Origin of the sequence: Burkholderia sp. LA-2-3-30-S1-D2 (assembly GCF_001523915.2) — a bacterium.
GTDB classification, from domain to species: domain Bacteria; phylum Pseudomonadota; class Gammaproteobacteria; order Burkholderiales; family Burkholderiaceae; genus Burkholderia; species Burkholderia diffusa.
Window position 1 is genome coordinate 554,345 of the sequence record NZ_CP013385.1, and the last position, 18,599, is coordinate 572,943.

General features: G+C 66.4%; 15 protein-coding genes. 6 read left to right on the plus strand and 9 right to left on the minus strand.

Translation table 11 applies throughout. The annotated features are described in order from the left end of the window. Positions 1 to 23 precede the first annotated feature (23 nt). From narJ to WS66_RS31630, 5 genes are all read right to left on the minus strand, one after another. Positions 24 to 719: a nitrate reductase molybdenum cofactor assembly chaperone gene (narJ, locus tag WS66_RS31610; RefSeq protein ID WP_059605857.1), complete on the minus strand. Its 696-nt coding sequence runs from the start codon at positions 717 to 719 to the stop codon at positions 24 to 26. Next, positions 716 to 2,245, minus strand: a complete 1,530-nt coding sequence (gene narH / locus WS66_RS31615) for a nitrate reductase subunit beta (protein ID WP_059605854.1) — start codon at positions 2,243 to 2,245, stop codon at positions 716 to 718. Before narH ends, narJ begins: the two co-directional genes overlap by 4 nt. Beyond that, positions 2,242 to 6,021 (minus strand): nitrate reductase subunit alpha, encoded by a 3,780-nt coding sequence (locus WS66_RS31620; RefSeq protein ID WP_059605851.1) that lies wholly within the window; start codon positions 6,019 to 6,021, stop codon positions 2,242 to 2,244. The genes narH and WS66_RS31620 overlap by 4 nt, the downstream gene beginning before the upstream one ends. 816 nt (positions 6,022 to 6,837) lie before the next feature. After that, positions 6,838 to 7,029, minus strand: a complete 192-nt coding sequence (locus tag WS66_RS31625; RefSeq protein WP_059605848.1) for a DUF2964 family protein — start codon at positions 7,027 to 7,029, stop codon at positions 6,838 to 6,840. A 15-nt stretch (positions 7,030 to 7,044) separates the two neighbouring features. Next, the gene (locus WS66_RS31630) at positions 7,045 to 7,524 is read right to left on the minus strand and encodes a universal stress protein (protein ID WP_059605845.1); all 480 of its coding nucleotides are present in this window, start codon (positions 7,522 to 7,524) and stop codon (positions 7,045 to 7,047) included. A gap of 265 nt (positions 7,525 to 7,789) precedes the next feature. On the opposite strand from WS66_RS31630, the gene WS66_RS31635 reads away from it, so the two are divergent. Further along, positions 7,790 to 8,551, plus strand: a complete 762-nt coding sequence (locus WS66_RS31635; protein WP_059605841.1) for a 2-keto-4-pentenoate hydratase — start codon at positions 7,790 to 7,792, stop codon at positions 8,549 to 8,551. A 168-nt stretch (positions 8,552 to 8,719) separates the two neighbouring features. On the opposite strand, the gene WS66_RS31640 is transcribed toward WS66_RS31635, so the two are convergent. Further along, complete coding sequence (locus WS66_RS31640) at positions 8,720 to 9,637, minus strand: LysR family transcriptional regulator (RefSeq protein ID WP_059605839.1); 918 nt, start codon at positions 9,635 to 9,637, stop codon at positions 8,720 to 8,722. 109 nt (positions 9,638 to 9,746) lie between these two features. Between WS66_RS31640 and WS66_RS31645 the strand changes: the two genes are divergently transcribed. Together WS66_RS31645 and WS66_RS31650 are read left to right on the plus strand one after the other, a co-directional pair. Further along, positions 9,747 to 10,346, plus strand: coding sequence for an NAD(P)H-dependent oxidoreductase (locus WS66_RS31645; protein WP_059605835.1), 600 nt, complete (start codon positions 9,747 to 9,749; stop codon positions 10,344 to 10,346). Between the two features lie 133 nt (positions 10,347 to 10,479). Beyond that, a complete protein-coding gene (locus tag WS66_RS31650; protein ID WP_059605990.1) occupies positions 10,480 to 11,886 on the plus strand; it encodes a hypothetical protein in 1,407 nt (468 codons plus the stop codon). 207 nt (positions 11,887 to 12,093) lie between these two features. Here WS66_RS31650 and WS66_RS31655 read toward each other — a convergent pair whose 3' ends face one another. Both WS66_RS31655 and WS66_RS31660 read right to left on the minus strand, forming a co-directional pair. Then, positions 12,094 to 12,930 carry an alpha/beta fold hydrolase gene (locus tag WS66_RS31655; protein WP_059605832.1) on the minus strand — a complete coding sequence of 279 codons (837 nt, stop codon included), beginning with the start codon at positions 12,928 to 12,930 and terminating at the stop codon, positions 12,094 to 12,096. A gap of 220 nt (positions 12,931 to 13,150) precedes the next feature. Beyond that, positions 13,151 to 13,984 carry an oxidoreductase gene (locus WS66_RS31660; RefSeq protein ID WP_059605830.1) on the minus strand — a complete coding sequence of 278 codons (834 nt, stop codon included), beginning with the start codon at positions 13,982 to 13,984 and terminating at the stop codon, positions 13,151 to 13,153. A gap of 94 nt (positions 13,985 to 14,078) precedes the next feature. Here WS66_RS31660 and WS66_RS31665 point away from each other — a divergent pair, with 94 nt between their 5' ends. The 3 genes from WS66_RS31665 (at position 14,079) to fucP (ending at position 17,702) form a co-directional block, all read left to right on the plus strand. Next, positions 14,079 to 15,050: an AraC family transcriptional regulator gene (locus tag WS66_RS31665; RefSeq protein WP_059605827.1), complete on the plus strand. Its 972-nt coding sequence runs from the start codon at positions 14,079 to 14,081 to the stop codon at positions 15,048 to 15,050. Positions 15,051 to 15,360: 310 nt separating this feature from the next. After that, on the plus strand, positions 15,361 to 16,287 hold the full coding sequence (rbsK, locus tag WS66_RS31670; RefSeq protein WP_059605824.1) for a ribokinase: 927 nt from the start codon (positions 15,361 to 15,363) through the stop codon (positions 16,285 to 16,287). A gap of 41 nt (positions 16,288 to 16,328) precedes the next feature. Beyond that, on the plus strand, positions 16,329 to 17,702 hold the full coding sequence (gene fucP / locus WS66_RS31675) for an L-fucose:H+ symporter permease (protein WP_059605822.1): 1,374 nt from the start codon (positions 16,329 to 16,331) through the stop codon (positions 17,700 to 17,702). A 38-nt stretch (positions 17,703 to 17,740) separates the two neighbouring features. On the opposite strand, the gene deoR is transcribed toward fucP, so the two are convergent. Continuing rightward, a complete protein-coding gene (gene deoR, locus WS66_RS31680; protein WP_059605819.1) occupies positions 17,741 to 18,511 on the minus strand; it encodes a DNA-binding transcriptional repressor DeoR in 771 nt (256 codons plus the stop codon). Positions 18,512 to 18,599: the final 88 nt, after the last annotated feature.

The window sequence follows — 18,599 nt, forward strand, 5'->3', positions numbered from 1 at the left end:
TCTTTCCCCAGTTGAGCCCGCGCTTATGCGCTGCGGGCCGGCCGCTTGTCGTGGAACCGCACCGTCTGCTCGGCCGGCGTTGCCGCGCCGACGAAGCGCACTGCCTCGTCCGCATACGACGCGTCGAGCGCGCGGTAGTCGTCGGCACTCGGCCGCTCGCCTGCGATGTCGTCGTCCGCGGCCGCCGGTGCGTCGACCGACGCGAGGCCGGCCATCGGCAGCAGCGCGCCGACAACGAAGCTGTAATGGCTGCCGCGCTGCGCGAGTTGGCCGGCCAACGCGCGCAGGATCTCGCCGGTCTCGCCGAGCAGGTTGCGCGCATCGGTCGCCGGCAGCCGCGACAGGTATTCGAGGAACACGGGCAGGTAGTCGGGCAGCTCGCCCGGATTCAACGTCAACCCGTGCCGCTCGTACATCTGCAGCAGGTCGACCATCGCCTGCCCTCGGTCGCGCGATTCGCCGTGCACGTGCTCGAACAGGTGCAGCGACGTCGCGCGGCCACGATCGAACAGCGCGACGTAGTTCTCCTGCAGCGTCATCAAGTCACGCTCGCGCACGTAGGCGAAGAAGCGGTCGAGGCCCGCGCGCACCGCCTTCGGCGCGCGCGCATATTCGCGCAGGTGGGCTTCGATCGAGTCGAGCACGTCGACGAGCGCATCGTCGGGATAGTCGAGCAGCGCAGCGAACGCCGCGTAGGTCGGATCGGGTGCGGTGCTCATCGGGACGCCTCGTGGATCGGAATGGTTTTCGTGCCCTTCTTCGGACTGAACAGGCTGCCCTCCGAACGGCCGTCGGAACAGCCGTTGCCGAACGAGAAGCCACACGACGCGCGCAGGTCGTATGCGTTCTCCGCATACTCGCGGTGCGTCGTCGGGATCACGAATCGATCCTCGTAGTTCGCGATCGCCAGATAGCGGTACATCTCCTCGACCTGCGCGAGCGACAGACCGACCTGGTCGAGCACGCCGCGCGCGTCGACGCCGTCGACGTGGCGCGCGCGCATGAACGCGCGCATCGCGAGCAGCCGTTCGAGCGCGAGCTTCACGGGCGCCTCGTCGCCGGCCGTCAACAGGTTCGCGAGATAGCGCAGCGGAATGCGCAACGATTCGACGTCCGGCAGATAGCCGTTCATCCCGAGCGCACCGCTGTTGGCGGCCGAGTTGATCGGCGACAGCGGCGGCACGTACCACACCATCGGCAGCGTCCGGTATTCCGGATGCAGCGGGAACGCGATCTTCCAGTCGATCGCCATCTTGTAGGTCGGCGAGCGCCGCGCGGCGTCGAGCCACGCGGCCGGCACGCCGTCGCGCTCGGCCTGCGCGATCACGGCCGGGTCCTCAGGATCGAGGAACAGCGACAACTGCGCTTCGTACAGGTCCTTCTCGTTCTCCGCGCTCGCGGCTTCACTGATCCTGTCGGCGTCGTACAGCAGCACGCCGAGGTAGCGGATGCGGCCCACGCAGGTTTCCGAACACACCGTCGACTGGCCGGCCTCGATGCGCGGATAGCAGAAGATGCACTTCTCGGCCTTGCCGCTCTGCCAGTTGTAGTAGATCTTCTTGTACGGGCAGCCCGACACGCACATGCGCCACCCGCGGCACTTGTCCTGGTCGATCAGCACGATGCCGTCTTCCTCGCGCTTGTAGATCGAACCCGACGGGCACGACGCGACGCACGCCGGATTCAGGCAGTGCTCGCAGAGGCGCGGCAGGTACATCATGAAGGTGTTCTCGAACTGCCCGTAGATCTCCTTCTGCACCGACTCGAAGTTGTAGTCCTTCGCGCGCTTCTCGAACTCGCCGCCGAGGATTTCCTCCCAGTTCGGACCCCACTCGATCTTTTCGAGCCGCTGGCCGCTGATCAGCGAGCGCGGCCGCGCGACCGGCATCGCGCGCGTGTTGCCCGCTTCCTGAAGATGGCCGTAGTCGAATGTGAACGGCTCGTAGTAATCGTCGATCTCGGGCAGGTGCGGGTTCGCGAAAATCTGCGCGAGCAGCCGCCACTTGCCGCCCATACGCGGCTCGATCCGGCCGTCCGCACGGCGCTGCCAGCCGCCGCGCCAGCGGTCCTGATTCTCCCAGTCCTTCGGATAGCCGATGCCCGGCTTCGTCTCGACGTTGTTGAACCACGCGTACTCCATCCCTTCGCGGCTGGTCCACACGTTCTTGCAGGTCACCGAGCAGGTATGGCACCCGATGCACTTGTCGAGGTTCAGCACCATCGCGATCTGTGCGCGTACCTTCATGACGTTTCTCCATCCCGTACGGCCTGTGTGGTCGGGTCGACCGCGGTTTCCTCGCCGTCGAGCCAGTCGATCTTGCTCATTCTGCGCACGATCAGGAACTCGTCGCGATTCGAGCCGACCGTGCCGTAATAGTTGAAGCCGTACGACAGCTGCGCGTAGCCGCCGATCATGTGAGTCGGCTTCAGCGCGATGCGCGTGACCGAGTTGTGAATGCCGCCGCGCGTGCCTGTGATCTCGGAGCCCGGCGTATTCACGATCTTTTCCTGCGCGTGGTACATCATCACCATCCCGGACGGAATACGCTGACTCACGACCGCCCGCGCGCACAATGCACCGTTCGAGTTGTAGCACTCGATCCAGTCGTTATCGACCGCGCCGATCGCTTTCGCGTCGTCCTCCGACATCCACACGATCGGGCCGCCGCGCGACAGCGTGAGCATCAGCAGGTTGTCCGTGTACGTGCTGTGGATCCCCCACTTCTGGTGCGGCGTCAGGAAGTTGAGCACGCGCTCGGGGTTGCCGTTCGAGCGCTTGCCGACCATGTGCGCATAGCTGCCCGTGTCGATCGGCGGCTTGTACACGCACAGCGACTCGCCGAACGCGCGCATCCACGCGTGATCCTGGTACAGCTGCTGACGGCCCGTCAGCGTGCGCCACGGCACCAGTTCGTGCACGTTCACGTAACCGGCGTTGTACGACACGTGCTCGGATTCGATCCCGCTCCACGTCGGCGACGAGATGATCTTGCGCGGTTGCGCCTGGATGTCGCGGAAACGGATCTTCTCGTCCGCGCGCGCGGCGGCCAGGTGCGTGTGGTCGATGCCGGTGATGCCAGACAATGCGCGCCACGCCTTCACCGCGACTTCGCCGTTGGTCTCCGGCGCGAGCGCGAGAATCACCTCCGCGGCGTCGAGCGCGGTGTCGATGCGCGGGCGCCCCTGCGTGGCGCCGCCGGCGACCTGGTAATTGAGCTGGCCGAGCAGCTTCACTTCGTCCTTCGTGTCCCAGCCGATGCCCTTGCCCGCGTTGCCGAGCTTGTCCATCAGCGGGCCGAGCGACGTGAAGCGTGCATAGGTATTCGGATAATCGCGCTCGACCGCGATCACCGACGGCATCGTGCGGCCCGGCACCGGCTCGCATTCGCCGCGCTTCCAGTCCTGCACGTCGAACGGCTGCGCGAGTTCGCCCGGCGTATCGTGCGCGATCGGCGCGAGGACGACGTCGCGTTCGACGCCAAGATGCCCGTCGCACAGCTCGGAGAAGCGCTTCGCGATCCCTTTGAAGATTTCCCAGTCGCTCTTCGATTCCCATGCGGGATCGACCGCTGCCGACAACGGATGGATGAACGGGTGCATGTCGGACGTATTCATGTCGTCCTTCTCGTACCACGTCGCGGTCGGCAGCACGACGTCCGAATACATGCAGGTGGTCGACATCCGGAAGTCGAGCGTGACGAGCAGGTCGAGCTTGCCGCGCGGCGCTTCGTCGTGCCACTTCACTTCCTCCGGACGCGCGCCGCCCGTCGCGCCGAGGTCGTCGCCCTGCACGCCGTTGGTCGTGCCGAGCAGGTGCTTCAGGAAATACTCGTGGCCCTTGCCCGACGAACCGAGCAGGTTCGAGCGCCACACGAACAGGTTGCGCGGGAAGTTGTCGGGGGAATCCGGGTCCTCGCACGCCATCCGCAGCATTCCGGCTTTCAGGTGCCGCGCGACCTCGGCGCCGGCCTGCGCGGGGTCGCCCAGACTCGCACCGACCTTCAGCGGATTCACCGCGAGCTGCGGCGCGGACGGCAGCCAGCCCATCCGTTCGGCGCGCACGTTGTAGTCGATCGGCGAACCGTGGAACTGCGTCTTGTCCGCGAGCGGGGACAGCAGCGCGCCCGGGTCCATCGTGTCGTAGCGCCACTGATCGGTGTGCGCGTAGAAGAACGACGTCGCGTTCATGTGCCGCGGCGGCCGGTTCCAGTCGAGCGCGAACGCGAGCGCGGTCCAGCCCGTCTGCGGACGCAGCTTCTCCTGGCCCACGTAATGCGACCAGCCTCCGCCCGGCTTGCCGACGCAGCCGCACATGATCAGCATGTTGATGATCGCGCGGTACGACATGTCCATGTGGAACCAGTGATTGATCCCCGCGCCGATGATCACCATCGACTTGCCTTGCGTCTTGTGCGCGTTCTCCGCGAACTGCCGCGCGACCGAAATCACGTCCGCGCGCTTCACGCCCGTGATCGTTTCCTGCCAGGCGGGTGTGTACGGAAGATCGTCGTCGTAGCTCGCGGCCACGTCGCGCCCGCCCAGCCCCTGGTCGAGCCCGTAGTTCGCGACGAACAGGTCGTAGACGGTCGCGACCAGCATCTCGCCGTCGCGCGTCGCCACCCGCCGCACGCCGATCCGGCGAGACAGCTCGGAGCCGTGCTGCGTCGAGTTGAAATGCGCGTGCGGCTGGTTGCCGAAGTACGGAAACAGCACGTCGACCACGTCGTCGTGCCCGGCCGTGCAGGACAGCCGTGGTGACAGCGCCGCCCCCTTCGACGTCTCGCCTCGCAGGTTCCACTTGCCCTTGTCGCTCGATCCGTCCTTGGCCTGCTGCCCCCAGCGGAAGCCGATCGAGCCCACCGGGACGACGAATTCGCCGGTCGCGTCGTCGATCATCACGGTCTTCCAGTCCGGATGTGCAGCCTCGTCGAGCGCGTCGTCGAAATCGGACGCGCGCACGAGGCGCTCGGGCACGTAGCCGTCGCCGTGCGGCACGAGGCGCACGAGCGCCGGCATGTCGGTATAGCGCTTGCAATAGTCGATGAAATAGTCGCTCTTGCCTGCGAGGTGGAACTCCTTCAGGATCACGTGACCCATCGCGAGCGCGAGCGCCGCGTCGGTGCCCTGCTTCGGATGCAGCCACAGATCACCGAACTTCGCGCCTTCCGAGTAGTCGGGGAACACCGACACGACCTTCGTGCCGCGATAGCGCGCCTCGACGAGGAAGTGCGCATCGGGCGTGCGGGTCTGCGGGACGTTGGAGCCCCACATCATGATGAACGTCGAGTTGTACCAGTCGGCCGATTCCGGCACGTCGGTCTGCTCGCCCCAGGTCTGCGGCGACGCGGGCGGCAGGTCGCAATACCAGTCGTAGAAGCTCAGGCACACGCCGCCGATCAGCGACAGGTAGCGCGAGCCCGCCGCGTACGACACCATCGACATCGCCGGAATCGGCGAGAAGCCAACCACGCGATCGGGCCCGTGCCGCTCGACCGTGTAAACGTTTGCGGCCGCAACGATCTCATTGACCTCGTCCCAGCTGGCGCGTACGAAACCGCCGAGCCCGCGCCGGCTCTGATACGAGCGCCGCGCGTCGTCGTCCTCGACGATCGAGCGCCAAGCGTCAACCGGCGCGAGCGTGCGGCGGCGTTCGCGCCACAGCTTCACCAGCGCGCTGCGCACCATCGGATGCTTGAGACGGTTCGCGCTATACAAATACCAGGAGTACGAAGCGCCGCGCGAGCAGCCGCGCGGTTCGTGGTTCGGCATGTCGGGGCGCGTGCGGGGGTAGTCGGTCTGCTGGGTTTCCCAGGTGACGATCCCGCCTTTCACATAGACCTTCCAGGAGCACGAACCCGTGCAGTTCACCCCGTGGGTCGAACGGACGATCTTGTCGTGCTGCCAGCGCAGCCGATAGCCGTCTTCCCATTTGCGGTCCTCGTCCGTGACGGCGCCGTGTCCGTCGGAGAATGTTGGCCTTGTAGTGGAGAAATAACGCAATCTATCCAGGAAATGGCTCATGGGGATCTCGTTTTTCCGGTCTTTTCGCAGACCCTGAGTATTTAAGGAGGTGATATTCCGGATGTAAAGGACGATCGGCATTCGGCTCGTGGCGTCCGGTTCCATCCCTTGCGTCCGGATCGAATGAATTCTCTTGCGGATCGACATATCACGACTTGATACAAATCACGACATCGTTGCCCCCGCACGCATCGGTATTAAATGGGGATCGATTCAGGAGCGCTAATGGCATGCCCGGCACCGGACCTTCGCATCACGCGTTCGTCCATCGCGGCCACTCGTAGCCGGAGCGAGGCTCGGGATTCACCTGCACCGCGTGGCGTTGAATCAACCGGTGATTGCCATCTGGAATCGCCGCGCGGCTCCCGCCTTCACGAAGGACTTCGAAACGGGTTTGACGGGTTGCAGGCCGGCGCTCGATCACACGGTTATGCACGTGAGCCGCTTTGTCACGACATCACGCGCTTTCGCGGCGCGATGCGATCACGCACGGGTCGCTGCCACGCGCGCGCTAACGGTTGCCGTGTCAGGCCGGATCAATGCGGGTGCGCCACCGAAGGAAAGCTGCGAGGACAGGACTCGACCGCCGCGATGAGGTAAGCAGCGGCGTGCTCGCGCATGCGCGAGTCATTCAATCAAAGCGTGCGCTGCCTGATGCGGAATCGATGAGACGGGAGATGCCGGCCAGGGCGATGCCGGCCGGGCAGGATGACGCGAATGCGCCGGACATGACGGACGGAGAGAGGCGGAAAGACGGACCGGCGGTGCTGCTGCGGTGATTGCCGGTCTTGCATGAAACCGAGGAAGCGCCGCGCGTCACCCCTCGCCCTTCGGCCCCGGGTTGAGCATGACGACAAAGCAGGCCACGCCGACGATCAACGCGACCGCGCCGCCACGCAGCGCGATCGTTTCGTCGAACAGCAGCCCGGTCACCACGGACATCATCCCCGCGAGCGACACGAACACGGCGATCGCCGCGACGACGATCCGGTATTGACGACGTATCATCGCGCGTCCGCCAGATCAGGCTGCCGCGGCGGAAGCCGGCTCGCCGGCATCGTCGCCGCGAATCAGCAGCACCGGGCACTTCGAGCCACGCACGAAGCGCTCGGCGACGCTCCCGAGCACCACGCGCCGGATGCCGCGCCGCCCGTGCGTGCCGACCACCGCGAGGTCGATCCCGCGCTCCTTGACGTAACGCTGCAGGCGTTCCGCGACGTCCTCGCCAATGCTCTCGGTCTCGACGAGTTCGCCCTCGCCCTTCGCGCCGGCCCGCGCGAGGACCTCTTCGGCTTCACGCAGCACCTTGCGCCCGTCGTCGCGGATTTCCTCGATCAGCGCATGCGGATCGAAACGACCCGCGTACGTAAACAGCACCGACTTGTCGACCACGTACACGACGCTGACGTGCGTGTCGCCCGCCAGTGCCACCTTCATTGCCTCGGCAAGCGCCTGTTTCGACGAAGCGCTGCCGTCGACGGCCACCATGATCTTCTTGTACATGCGAACCTCGCTGGGGTGAGTTGCCGCGCGCGGTCGCGCGTGGCCATGTCCCCATCATCGGCGGACGGTCGGCTGGAAGCTTGACGGCGATCAAAATCCACCCAAAACGCGGCGTGCGGCAAAGCGCCACGCGCAAAAATCGGCGCGCCATCCCCGAGGCCGCGCCGGGCAACCGGGCGGCCATGCCGCCGAAAGCGCTATCATCGACGTTGCGACCTTCGTCCGGCCCTTTTTTGCCGGCTCACTTTCAACTCGCTCAACCGACATGACAACGACTACCGAACGCGTGGACGGCGCCGCCCAGCATCTCGTCGCCGCCCGCCATGCCGGCGTGCCCGGCCCGCTGCTGCCCGACGCCTTGCGGCCCGAGAGCGTCGATACCGCGCTGGCGATCCAGCATCGCGTCGCCGACCTGCTCGGCGAAACCATCGGCGGATGGAAATGCGCGCTGCCGCCGCCCGACCGCGTGATCGTCGCGCCGATCTTCGCGTCGACGATCCGCGAAGCCGATGTGCCGTATCGCGTCGTCGGCGGCCCGATCGTGCGGATCGAGCCGGAGATCGCGTTCGTGCTCGATCGCGACCTGCCCGCGCGCGCGCAGCCGTATGACGAGAGCGACGTGCGCGGCGCGATCCGCGAAGTGCGCATCGTGCTCGAGGTGCTGGGTTGCCGCTATGCGGAGCCCGCGCGCGCGTCGAAGTTCGAACTGCTCGCCGACGGGCAGTTCAACCAGGGATTGTGCGTGGGCCCCGTCGTGCCCGATGGATTGAACGTGCCGCTCGAGACGCTCGCGCTGTCGTTCGAAGGTGCGCTGAATCGCTCGATCGACGGCCGTCATCCGGACGGCGATCCGCTCAAGCCGCTCGTGTGGCTGGTCAATTTCCTCGCATCGCGCGGCGACGGCGCGCGTGCCGGCCAGATCGTAACGACCGGTTCGTATGCGGGCGCGATCGACGTGCCGATCGGCGACGCGCTGACGGTGCGCTTCGGCGAACTCGGCAGCCTGTCGGTGACGCTGACGGCCTGACGGCCGGCGGTGGGGAACGCGGCGCGTATCGTCGTCGGCGCGCAGCGGGGTGTCGGCACCGTCGCGCTGAACGACTCACGCCGGCCGACACCCGTCACATATTCATCGCTCGCCGCCGGCACGTCGCGCCGTTTCCGCGAGCCTGCCGCATGCGCGGCTCGCCGCACGCTACGCCTGCGCCTCCACCTCGGCCAGTCGCGCCGGCAGCTGGTTCACGAGCGCATCGACGGCCGCGCGCACCTTCAGCGGCAAGTGCGACGTATGCGGCCACACCGCATGGATCGCATAGGTCACGCCCGGCTGATCCGGCAGCAGCTCGCGCAACGCGCCGCGGCGAATCTCGTCGCGCACCAGCCAGTAAGGCAGCCACGCGACACCGAGCCCCGCGACAGCCGCGTCCAGCACCGCGCGCAAGTCGTCGGAGAGCAGACGGGCCGCCGGTTGCAACTCCTCCGTCCGGCCATCGACGACCACTTGCCAGCGATGCATCTGACCGTAACGCGTATAGGCCAGCGCCTTGTGCTGCGCGAGCGCGTCGACGGTCGCGGGTTCGCCGCAGCGTGCCAGATACGCCGGTGACGCACAAAAGGCCATCTTGTGCTCGCCGAGCGCACGCGCGACGAGGCCGCTGCTGTCGGGCAGCGTACCGACCCGCACCGCCAGATCGACGCGCTCCTCGACGAGGTCGATCGTCCGGTCGCTGAACGACAGGTCGAGATCGAGTTCGGGATGGTCGCGCGCCAGCCCGATCAGGATCGGCGCGACGCACAGATGCCCGAACAGCGCCGGCATCGACACGCGCAGCCGCCCCTTCATCTGCCATTTGCCGCTTTCGAGCAGCGCCTCCCCCGCGTGGATCTCCTCCACCGCGCGCAGGCAGTATTCATAGAACAACGCGCCCTCGTCCGTCAGGCTCTGGCTGCGCGTCGTGCGCTGGAACAGCACGACGCCCAGCCGCGCCTCGAGTCGCGCGATGCTCTTGCCGACCGCAGAACGCGTGATGTGCAGCGTCTCGGCGGCCTGCGCGAAGTTGTCGGCTTCCGCCGCGGCAACGAACACGGCGATGCCGGTGAGGTTGTTTCGCATGCAATTGGATCGATAAAGTCTACATTGACGGGAAATCTTATCGCTTTTTGAGACAAAAAGTGGATGATACGATCGGCTCCGTTGTTCATATATGAACGGAGAGATCCCGATGGCCCGCATTCTCGTACTCAAGTCCAGCATCAACCGCGACCAGTCGCAAACCAACGCGCTGATCGACGCATTCCTCGCGCAACGCAAGGCCAGCGGGCACGCGGACGACGTGGTCGTGCGCGATCTCGTCGATCTCGACCTGCCGGTGCTCGACGGCGAACTGTTCCATGCGCTGCGCGGCGCGGAGAATCCGGGCGAGCGTGCGCGGCAGGCGGTCGCGCTGTCCGACGAGCTCGTCGCCGAACTGAAGGGCAGCGACCTGCTGCTGATAGGCGCACCGATGTACAACCTGAACGTGCCGACCCAGCTGAAGAACTGGTTCGACCTGGTGGCACGCGCACGCGTGACGTTCCGCTACACGGACACCTATCCGATGGGGCTCGTCGACGGCGTCGACGCGATCGTGTTCAGTTCGCGCGGCGGCGTGCACGTCGGGCAGCCGACCGACGCCGTCACGCCGTACCTGCGTGCCGTGCTGGGCCTGATGGGCATCCATCAAGTCCGGTTCGTCTACGCGGAAGGCCTCGACATGAAGCCGCACGGCTTCGAAGCGGGGCTGGCGAACGCCCGCAAGCAGATCGAAGCGCTCCACGCGTAACGCACGGCGGGCACGGCCCGCGCCACGCGAACGGCGGCTTCGCCGTGGCACACGATGCAGCATGTCGGCACTGCGTGATACCGTTGCACATCGCCCGTCACGCGCGAACCGCGTGCCCCTCCCGTCACTCGCCATGCCGCCGACACCGTTGCCTGCCCTGCTGGACGAAGTCCTGAGCACAGTCGATCGCCGCTACCGGCTGCCGCCGTTCGTGCGCGCATCGTCGCTAACCGATGCCGCGAACCCGGCCGCCATCATCGCCATCGTGATCGAGGAAGCGCGCCGGATGCACGCCGACGGCCTCACGCCCGCCCCGGCATTGCAACGCCGGTTCATCGACGCGCTCGCGCGGATGATCGGCGACGCGATGGACGCACGATCCGGCGACCCCGCATTCCAGGCCGCGGTGCTTCGACATGGTGCCCCGGCCGTGCGCGAATACGCATCGCTCGCCTCGCATGCCGAGCAGGATCGGCGCACGCTGCGTTCGGCCGTCAACACGATCGCGCATCCGGCCAGGCTCGAACGGCGTGCGCAGGCATGGCAACGCGAACCGCTCGCACGGCTGCATGCGGCCGCGGCGGGCGCGTCGTGGGACGATCTCGATGCCGCGCTGCGCCACTTGCTCGCGCAACCGGAGACGGCGGCCGACACCGCGTTCGAACAGGACATCGCCAAACTGAAGGACAGCGCCGCGCTTGCCCGGCTGCAGCGTCTCGACGCATTGTTGCCGGATCCGGACGTCCAGCGGTACCGCACGCTGTGGAGCCGCCAGGGTCCGCTCGAAGGCAGCGCGCTCGCCGTCGCGCAAGGCGTCACGTCGCAACAGCGGGGCGCGGCCGTCGAAGCGCTGGCCGCGCAGGCGCTCGACGCCCTGGCCGCGCAGCTCGATGCGAGCGACGCGCACCGCACGTATCGTGTGGTCACGTCGATGCGCGTGCCGGCCTCGATACCCGGCAAACACGACCGCGCGAAAACCGAGTGGGATGCGGTGCTGCTCGAGCGCGCGCGCGGCGACGATCCGTCGGCCGCGTGGCACGTCCTGTTTCTCGTCGAAGCGAAAGCGTCCGCGGATGCCGCGACCACCGACCTGCCGCGCCTGCTGCGCGGCCTGAGCCTGCTCGCACAAGCCGATCCGGACACCGTCTATACGTTCGACACGCGCGAAGGCGCGGTACGCCTGCACGGTGCGTCGCTGCACGCACTGACGATCGACGACGCGTCACTGCAGCGCGAGGTGTTGTACTGCTGCGATGCATCGGCAGACCCCGCGCCGCGCCTGCTGGGGGCCGCAAGCCGGATGCAGTTGCTGTCGGCGCCGGCGAGCCTTGAATACGCGAGCGCGCTGGCGCAGCACGCGGATGCCGATCCGCACGGCCTCGGCGCCGTATGGCAAGCGTTGCTGGAACTGCCGTCATGGCGCGCAGTGCTGCATCAGTACGAATCGCTGCGGCAGGTTCGAGCGTTGATGGTGAGCGTCGACGATCTGATGGCCGCGATCGAAGGCGATGTCGGCGACAGCGCCGCAAACAATGCGTGACGTGTGACGCGCGCGGCGCGACCCGGCTGCACGCGCGTTGCCGCCGACGCACCGGTTCAGCGGCAAGACGACACCGCGCAGACTCAAGTCGACGCGGTGTCCCCGCTCCGCGCAACGCACAGGACACCGAATCAAATCGGCGCCGAGGCGACCGGCATGACCGGCCAGCGCGGCGCAGCCCGCGAAAGCAGGCATGCGCCGATAGCGTTACGACTGGATGAAGGCGAGCAGATCGGCGTTCAGCACGTCCGCATTGACCGTCAGCATCCCGTGCGAATAGCCCGGATACGTCTTCAGCGTGCCGTTCTTCAGCAGCTTGACCGACTTCAGCGCCGAGTCCGCGATCGGCACGATCTGATCGTCTTCGCCGTGCAGCACAAGCGTCGGCACCGAGATCGACCGCAGGTCTTCGGTCTGGTCCGTTTCCGAGAACGCCTTGATGCCTTCATAGTGCGCCTTCGCGCTGCCGATCATGCCCTGACGCCACCAGTTCTGGATCACGCCCTGATGCACCACCGCGCCCGGCCGGTTGAAGCCGTAGAACGGACCTGACGGCACGTCCAGGAAGAACTGCGCGCGGTTGTCGGCGAGCGCCTTGCGGAAGCCGTCGAAGACCTCGAGCGGCAGGCCTTCCGGGTTCGCGTCCGTCTTCAGCATCAGCGGCGGCACCGCGCTGACCAGCACCGCCTTCGCGACACGTCCGGCCGGCTCGCCGTGGCGGGCCACGTAGCGTGCGACTTCGCCGCCGCCGGTCGAGTGACCGATATGAACCGCGTTGCGCAGGTCGAGCGCTTCGGCCACCGCGAACGCGTCCGCCGCGTAGTGATCCATGTCGTGGCCGTCGGAAACCTGCGCCGACCGGCCGTGCCCGCGGCGATCGTGCGCGACCACGCGATAGCCCTTCTGAACGAAGAACAGCAACTGCGCATCCCAGTCGTCGGAAGACAGCGGCCAGCCATGGTGGAACATGATCGGCTGCGCGTCCTTCGGGCCCCAGTCCTTATAGAAGATGTCGACGTTGTCCTTCGTGGTGATGTACGGCATGGCTGCAGGCTCCTTTGAGGTAAGTGAACATACGTGCCGGCCGGCCACCCGGGCGGGTGTCGGTGACGAGCTGCGGCGCGGTGGCACACCGCGTCGGTCGACGCAGCACCTCAGTGTTGTAGCGGAAAACCGCGACCGTGTCATGAAGCCAATTACGTCGCGCCGTGCATCGGCACCCTGGTACTCACCGTGTGACGCTTCACGCACGACCGATCGCGCGTCAACCGTCCGTCGACACGGTCACCGCCTCCCACGTGCGAATTTCGTCTTCCAGCGCCGACCATTTGGCGCGCACGAGCCGAAGCGCATCGCTGCCGAGCAACAGATGGGCCGGCGGATGGTCCGCCGCGATGACCGCAAGCATCGCGCGCGCCGCCTTCGCGGGATCGCCCGACTGGCGGCCGTTTTTTTCCTCGCGCGCCTGGCGGATCGGATCGAAGAGCGCGTCGTAATCGGCGATCGAACGCGGCGTTCGCGTCATCGAACGACCCGCCCAGTCGGTACGGAACGAGCCCGGCGCCACGGCAGTCACCGCGATGCCAAACGGCTCGAGCTCCTTGCCGAGCGTCTCCGAAATCCCTTCCAGCGCGAACTTGCTGCCGCAGTAATAGGCGATGCCCGGCATCGTGATGTGGCCGCCCATCGACGTGATGTTCAGGATGCGGCCGCGCCGGCGTTCGCGCATGAACGGCACGACGGCCTTCAACATCGCGACGGCGCCGAATACGTTCACGTCGAACTGTCGGCGCATCTCCGACAGCGGCGACTCCTCCATGATGCCTTCGTGTCCATAACCGGCATTGTTCACCAGCACGTCGACGGGCCCGACGCTCGACTCGATTTCCGCGACGACGCCGTTGATGCGCTCGAAGTCGGTCACGTCAAGCACGCGCCCGATGGCCGCACGCGGGGACAGCGCCTCGAACGCCCGTTTTGCCGCTTCGCTTCTCACGGTGCCGACCACCGTATGACCCGCGGCCAGCGCCGCTTGCGCGAGCGCACGGCCGAAGCCGCTGCTGACGCCGGTGATGAGCATGATGTTGCCGGATGCCATGTGAGCTTCTCCCGAATGTCGATCGAAGCATGCATGCTAGTCTGACTAACCACGTCGAATAAGCCCGATTCCGCTGAATTTCTTGCCTGAAACTATGAACGCCGCCTCCTCCTCGTCCCGCTCGCCGTCGCTGCCCGCGCGCGGTCGCCACCGTCTGATCGCGTTGCTGCATGCGTTGGCGCCCGACGAAGGCTACAACCTGACCGCGCTACCGAGCGTGCGCATCCTGCGTTCGAACCGCGCGCTATCCCGCACGCCGGTGCTGTACGACCCGGGCATCGTGATCGTGTGCCAGGGCAGCAAGCGCGGCTATTTCGGCGGCGAACGCTATCTGTACGACGAGGACCACTACCTGGCCGTATCGGTGCCCGTGCCGTTCAGCATGGAAACCGACGCAACGGCGGCGCACCCGCTGCTCGCGCTGTATCTGCACCTCGATTTCCCGATGGCCGCCGAGTTGGCCGCGCAGATCGATCGCGAGGGAATCGCCGAACCCGTGCAAGCGCCGAAAAGCATGATGTCGACGCCGATGGACGATGCGATGCACGCGACCGTGCTGCGGTTCGTCGAGGCGATGCACCGCCCGCTCGAAGCGGCGGTGCTCGGCCCCGGGTTGCTGCGCGAACTGTATTTCCGCGTGCTCACCAGCGCGCAGGGCGGCGCAATGCGGAGCGCGCTGGCGATGCGTGGACAGTTCGGCCGGATCGGCCGTTCGCTGCGCATGATCCACGCCGACTACGCGAAGTCGCTCGACGTGACGCAACTGGCCAGGGAAGCCGGCATGAGCGTGCCGAGCTTCCACAGCCACTTCAAGGCGATCACGCAGGTGTCGCCGATGCAGTACCTGAAGTCGACGCGGCTGCATCAGGCGCGCCTGTTGATGGTGCGCCAGGACCTGACTGCCGAGGCGGCCGGCCATGCGGTCGGTTATGCGAGCACGTCGCAGTTCAGCCGGGAATTCAAGCGGCTGTTCGGCCTGACGCCCGCGCAGGAGACGAAGCGCATGCGCGCGCAGTTCGCGATTCCAGCGGTGTTCGACGATGCGGTGTTCGTGTCGTCGCATTGACTGGCTGAGTCGCGAGCCGCACGTGTGACTTTCGCGGGCCCGATGCCCGGTGCGCGAACCTGGTCGGGACGCGCACGCTCGCCGCGCGTGGCGTCGCGCACCTGACCCGCCAGCGACTTCAGGATGAGCGCGGTCACGCCCCGGATGTCCTGCGTCTGGTTCGCCCAGTACCAGGCGCACCCGGGCCGATCCCACATAGTGATCCATATAACATCATACGATTGCATTATCACACTTATTGTGATTTTATTCTCATCCGTGGAGGCCGCCGTCGATCGTATACGCCCCCCATTCCAAGGAAGAGACGCAGATGGAGACAATCGCCGTCATCGGCAGCAACATGGTCGATCTCGTGACCTACGTCACACGCATACCCGCCCGGGGCGAAACGCTCGAGGCGCCGAACTTCGAGCTCGGCTGCGGCGGCAAGGGCGCGAACCAGGCCGTCGCGGCCGCGCGCCTCGGTGCGCGTGTCGTGATGGTCACGAAGGTCGGCGACGACATGTTCGCCGACAACACGATCCGCAACTTCGAGCGCGAGGGCATCGACACCACGCACGTGCGCAAGGTCGCCGGCGTGCCGAGCGGCGTCGCGCCGATCTTCGTCGAACCCGATTCGAGCAACAGCATCCTGATCGTCAAGGGCGCGAACCGCCACCTGACGCCCGCCGACATCGACGCGGCCGCGCCGCAGCTCGTCGAATGCGCGCTGATCGTGCTGCAGCTCGAGATCGAGCTCGACACCGTCTATCACGCGATCGAATTCGGTGCCCGGCACGGCATTCCCGTGCTGCTGAACCCCGCGCCCGCCGTGGCCGATCTTGATTTCGAGCGGATCCGGTCCGTCGAATTCTTCGTGCCGAACGAGACCGAACTCGCGATCGTGTCGGGCATGCCGGTCGATTCGCGCGCGCGCGCCACCCGCGCCGCCGAATCGCTGATCGCGCGCGGGCTCAAGCACGTGCTCGTCACGCTCGGCAGCGACGGCTCGCTGCTCGTGTCACGCGACGGCGCGCGGCACGTGCCGGGCGTACAGGTCGATGCGCGCGACACGACGGGTGCCGGCGACGCGTACATCGGCTGCTTCGCGCGCTGCTACGCGGCGAAGCGCGATGCGATCGACGCGATGCGCTACGCGTCGGCCTACGCCGCGCATTCGGTCATGGGCCTCGGCACGCAGAAGTCGTATGCCGACGCCGCGACGTTCGAACGCTTCCTCCGCGACGCCGGCATCTGAACGGCGCCTTCATCGACGAGACAACCGGGAAGGAGACACCCATGGGCCGTACCAGAATCGAACACGCCCCCGACGGCTATTACCTGAACCGCACGCCGCTCTTCGCGTTCACGCTGCTGTGCTGCCTGTTCGCGCTGTGGGGCACCGCCGCGAACCTGAACGACGTGCTGATCGCGCAGTTCAAGAAATCGTTCTTCCTGTCCGACTTCGAATCGGCGTTCGTGCAGTCCGCGTTCTATCTCGGCTACTTCTTTCTCGCGATTCCGGCCGCGACCGTCGTGAAGAAGTTCAGCTACAAGACGACGATCCTCGTCGGCCTGCTGCTGTACACGACCGGCTGCCTGCTGTTCTTCCCGGCCGCGTCGATGGCGAAGTACGGGATGTTCCTCGTCGCGCTGTTCGTGATCGCGGCGGGCCTGTCGTTCCTCGAAACGGCGTCGAACTCGTATTCGACACTGATGGGCCCGCGCGAAACCAGCACGCGGCGGCTGAACATCTCGCAGACGTTCTATCCGTTCGGCGCGATGGCCGGCGTGTACATGGGCAGCTTCCTGATCTTCAAGGAGGGCGATGCGTCGCATGCGCAGCTCGCCGCGATGTCGGCGGCCGAAGCCCACGTCCACCAGCTCGCGATGATCCAGGCCACGCTCGAGCCGTACAAGTGGCTGATCGTCGTGCTCGCGGGCGTGTTCGTCGTGTTTGCGCTCACGCCCTACCCGGCCTGCAAGGGCAACGGCCCCGGCGTGGCCACGCACCGGATCGACGCGCGCGGCACGCTGGCGCGCCTGTTCGGCAACCGGCGCTTCGTCGCGGGGATCGTCGCGCAGTTCCTGTACGTCGGTGCACAAGTGGGCGTCTGGAGCTTCACCATCCGGCTCGCGATGCAGATCGGCGGCCTCACCGAGCGCGGCGCGTCGCGCTACCTGCTCGCGACGTTCTTCGCGTTCTTCGTCGGCAAGCTGATCGCGACGCTCGTGATGAAGCGCGTCGGCCCGGCCAAGGTGCTGATCGTCTACGGCATCCTGTGCATCGTGCTGCTCGCGTACACGATCAGCGTGCACAACATCACGGCCGTCTATGCAGCCGTGGGCGTGAGCGTGTTCCTCGGCCCGTGCTGGCCGACGATCTATGGCCTCACGATCGACGGGCTCGGCAAGGACACCGAATACGGCGGCTCGATCCTCGTGATGAGCATCGTCGGCGGCGCGGTCGTACCGCTGATCCAGGGGCTGATCTCCGATCACACGGGCGGCAACATGCAGCTCGCATTCGTCGTGCCGCTCGCGTGCTTCGTCGTGATCGTCTACTACGGCTTCTACTGCCTGCGGCACCAGCCGGCGGCGATGCCCGACGCAGCCGCCGACGGCAACGCGCCCGCGCGCTATGCCGCTGCGCGCAACACGTCAGGAGCCTGACGATGCGAGGCGAGATCGAACTGCGCCGCCATGCTGCATCAGGTCACGAGCGCGATCCCGTGTTCGCGGATCGTCATTTCGTACCGGCGGCTCAGCTGCCCGTCCGAGATCACGTAGTTGAAGTCGGTCAGCTCGGCGAAATAGGCCGCGCGCACTTCGTCGAACTTCGTGTGGTCGACGAGCAGGAAGCGGTTCTGCGCGCGTTCCATCACTTTCTTCTTCGCGTCGACTTCGTGGAAGTTGAAGCACGTGATGCCGCAGCGGTCGCTCACGCCGGCCGCGGAGATGAACGCCTTCGACACACGCACCGTGTCGAGGATGCCCGTCTCGGCCACCGACTCGAACACCATGTTCTTGCGGTGATACACGCCGCCGCACAGGATCACGCTGCAATGCGGTTTCTGCTGCAGCTTCGCGAACACGTTCAGCGAATTGCAGACGGCGGTGAATTCGAGGTCGTCGGGGATGAAGTCGACGATGAACGGCGTGGTCGAGCCGCAGTCGACGAAGATCGTGTCGCCGGTCGTCACGAACTGCGCGGCCAGCTTGCCAATGCGGCGTTTCTCCTCGGTCTGCCGGTTGTTCTCGGCGCTGACGACGTACTCGCCGATGTCGCTGCGCTGCGCGGCGAAGTGGCGCGTCACGTAGCCGCCGATCAGGCTGAGGCCGTGCGGATTGTCCGCGAGGTCGCGTCGGATCGTCATTTCCGACACGCCGAACAGTTCGGCGACTTCCCTCAGATGAATCGCGTTCTGCCCTTGCAGCACGTTCATCAGCGTCTTGATCCGTTCGCCCTTCTTCGTTTCCATGCCAGTATCCTGCGTACCCGTCGCATCCGTCGCGTGTCATGCCGGGCGCGCGGGCCCGGCCGGAATGTCGTATTTGTAACAAACCGAT